This window comes from Burkholderia sp. E168m23 (assembly GCF_016586125.1).
Classification (GTDB): Bacteria; Pseudomonadota; Gammaproteobacteria; order Burkholderiales; family Burkholderiaceae; genus Burkholderia; species Burkholderia orbicola.
In genome coordinates this window covers 1-3,233 of record NZ_BCPP01000837.1, presented here as the reverse complement: position 1 = coordinate 3,233, position 3,233 = coordinate 1, and the positions used below count along the sequence as shown (strand labels likewise).

The window sequence follows — 3,233 nt, the reverse complement described above, 5'->3', positions numbered from 1 at the left end:
CCGAATTCGTCGAACGCTTCGCGCGTGGCGATTTCGGCAAGGTGCGCGCGGTATTTCATGAAGGCGCCTGTTCGGACACGATGGAAACCGACGGCCGCTACATGATGGACAACAACTTCCGCTACAGCCGCGCGGTGCTCGATACCTGCCTCGCGCAGGGCACGCAGTTCCTGTATGCGTCGTCGGCCGCGATCTACGGCGGCTCGACGCGTTTCGTCGAGGAGCGCGACGTCGAGGCGCCGCTGAACGTGTACGGCTATTCGAAGTTCCTGTTCGACCAGGTGATCCGTCGCGTGCTGCCGAGCGCGAAGAGCCAGATCGCGGGCTTCCGCTATTTCAACGTGTACGGCCCGCGCGAGACGCACAAGGGTCGCATGGCGTCGGTCGCGTTCCACAACTTCAACCAGTTCCGCGCGGAAGGCAAGGTGAAGCTGTTCGGCGAGTACAACGGTTATGCGCCGGGCGAGCAGACGCGCGATTTCGTGTCGGTCGAGGACGTGACCAAGGTGAACCTGTTCTTCTTCGATCATCCGGAGAAGTCGGGCATCTTCAACCTCGGCACGGGGCGGGCGCAGCCGTTCAACGATATCGCGTCGACGGTCGTGAACACGCTGCGTGCGCTCGACAACCAGGCGCCGCTGACGCTCGCGCAGCAGGTCGAGCAGGGGTTGATCGAATACGTGCCGTTCCCCGATGCACTGCGCGGCAAGTACCAGTGCTTCACGCAGGCCGACCAGACGAAACTGCGCGCGGCCGGCTACGACGCACCGTTCCTGACCGTGCAGGAAGGCGTCGACCGCTACGTGCGTTGGCTATCCGGCCAGGTTTAAACCGAAGCGTTGCATCGATAGACTGGGTCTCACGGTCGGCAGCCGCCGGCCGTTTTTCTTCGGAGATCCAGCACATGATCAGGAAATGGTTTGCCGCAGCGGTCATGCTCGGCGCAGTCGCGTCGGCCTGGGCGGCCGTCGACGTCAACACCGCGAACGAGGATGCGCTCGTCGGCATCAAGGGCATCGGCCCGGCGCGGGCCAAGGCGATTCTCGACGAGCGCGGCGCACGCGGTCCGTTCAGGAATGCGGACGATCTCGCCACGCGCGTGAAGGGCATGGGCGGGCATACCGTCGAGCGGCTTCAGCAGGAAGGTTTGACGATCGGTGCAGCGGCGGGTACGAGCGCTACGCCGTCGGCCGCGGCCAAACCGGTGGCAGCGAAGCCTGCCGCCGCACCGGCCCGCACCGCGCAGAAATAACGCGTCAAGCAACCGACACAAGCGCTCCTTCAGTCGCCGTCGTTGCGACGGCTTCCCGCGGCATGCCGCGGGTTTTTTGCGTGGAGCGGCGTGCGTGGCGAACCGCGAACCGCGCGGCACGCGTATTCCATCGTCGCAATGGGGTTGCCGGCGCGGGTGCCGGTGCTGGTTTACAATCGATCGATTGATCGGCCTCGCACTCACGGTATATCCATGGCTTACAAAACTATCGAAGACACGATCGGCAATACGCCGCTCGTGCAACTGGTCCGCCTGCCGGACGACGAGATTCGCGCCCGCAACAACGTGCTGCTCGCGAAGCTCGAGGGCAACAATCCGGCCGGCTCCGTGAAGGATCGCCCGGCGCTGTCGATGATCAGCAAGGCCGAGGCGCGCGGGCGCATCAAGCCGGGCGATACGCTGATCGAGGCGACGAGCGGCAACACGGGCATCGCGCTCGCGATGGCCGCGGCGATCCGCGGCTACAAGATGGTGCTGATCATGCCGGAGGATCTGTCGGTCGAGCGCCGCCAGAGCATGGCCGCTTATGGTGCCGAGATCATCCTGACGCCGGTGAAGGGCGGGATGGAGCTGGCGCGCGACCTCGCGGAGCAGATGCAGCGTGAAGGCAAGGGCGTGATCCTCGACCAGTTCGGCAACCCCGACAATCCCGTCGCGCACTACGAAGCAACGGGGCCGGAGATCTGGCGCGATACCGAAGGGCGCATCACGCACTTCGTGTCCGCCATGGGCACGACGGGCACCATCATGGGCACGTCGCGCTATCTGAAGGAACAGAATCCGGCGATCGAGATCGTCGGTGCGCAGCCGGAAGACGGCTCGCGTATTCCGGGCATCCGCAAATGGCCGGAAGCGTACATGCCGACCATCTTCGATCGCAGCCGTGTCGACCGCGTCGAGAGCGTGAGCCAGGCTGCGTCGGAAACGATGACGCGCCGGCTCGCGGCGGTCGAAGGCATTTTCGCGGGCATTTCGTCGGGCGGCGCATGCGAAGTCGCGATGCGTATCGCGCGTCAGGTCGAGAATGCGACGATCGTGTTCATCGTTTGCGATCGTGGCGACCGCTATCTGTCCACGGGTGTGTTTCCCGCCTGAGCGAGATCGGTGCGCGAGGCGCGCATCGATAAAAAAAGCGCCGCTTCTGCGGCGCTTTTTCTTTGGGCGGCCAGCGCTTACTGCGGCTGCTCGTCGGCAGCGGCGGGTGGCAGCGCGCCACTGGCTTCCATCTGCGCCTTCACGGCTTCGCCGAGCTGGTACACGGTGAGTGCGTAGAAGAAACTGCGGTTGTAGCGCGTCAACACATAGAAGTTCTTCAGGCCGAGCATATATTCGGTCGCACGCCCCGGCGTCGGCAGGTCGACGACCGTCACCGGCGTGCCGGCTTCGGTCGTGATGTTGACCGTCGGCTCGTTCAGCGTCATGCCGGCGCGCAGCAGTTGCGACAGCGCCCAGTGCGGTTCGGGCTGGCCGTCGGCGGCGGCCTGTGCGATGCCCAGACTGCCCGTGTCCGGCGTGATCTGCCAGACCACCGGTCGGTCGGTTTCCCAGCCGTGCTGCTTCAGGTAGTTCGCGACGCTGCCGATCGCATCGACAGGACTGCTGCGCAGATCGACGTGGCCCGTGCCGTCGAAGTCGACCGCATATTCGCGGATGCTGCTCGGCAGGAACTGCGGAATCCCGATCGCGCCGGTGTACGAGCCGAGCACGGTGGTCGGGTCGAGCTGGTTGTCGCGGGTCCAGACCAGGAAGTCTTCGAGGTTCTTGCGGAAGGTGGCCTGGCGGCTGTCGCGATTCGGCGTGTCCGGGTAGTCGAATGTTAGCGTCGTCAGCGCGTCCAGCACGCGGAAATTGCCCATGTAGCGGCCATAGATGGTTTCGACGCCGATGATGCCGACGATCACCTCGGGCGGCACGCCGAACTGCTCGGACGCGCGCTGCAGCGCCGCCTGGTTCGCCTTCC

4 protein-coding genes are annotated in these 3,233 nt (G+C 65.0%); 3 read left to right on the top strand and 1 reads right to left on the bottom strand.

All coding sequences use genetic code 11. The features are described 5' to 3' along the window. The 3 genes from rfaD to cysM form a co-directional block, all read left to right on the top strand. Window positions 1-830 (top strand): ADP-glyceromanno-heptose 6-epimerase (gene rfaD, locus JMF90_RS30525; protein ID WP_201325839.1); only part of this gene is annotated, 830 nt, incomplete at its 5' end. A gap of 74 nt (window positions 831-904) precedes the next feature. Continuing rightward, window positions 905-1,252, top strand: a complete 348-nt coding sequence (locus JMF90_RS30520; protein WP_006476565.1) for a helix-hairpin-helix domain-containing protein — start codon at window positions 905-907, stop codon at window positions 1,250-1,252. Window positions 1,253-1,465: 213 nt separating this feature from the next. Next, a complete protein-coding gene (cysM, locus tag JMF90_RS30515; protein WP_006476564.1) occupies window positions 1,466-2,368 on the top strand; it encodes a cysteine synthase CysM in 903 nt (300 codons plus the stop codon). A gap of 77 nt (window positions 2,369-2,445) precedes the next feature. Here cysM and mltB read toward each other — a convergent pair. Then, window positions 2,446-3,233 (bottom strand): lytic murein transglycosylase B (mltB, locus tag JMF90_RS30510; protein ID WP_201325838.1); only part of this gene is annotated, 788 nt, incomplete at its 5' end.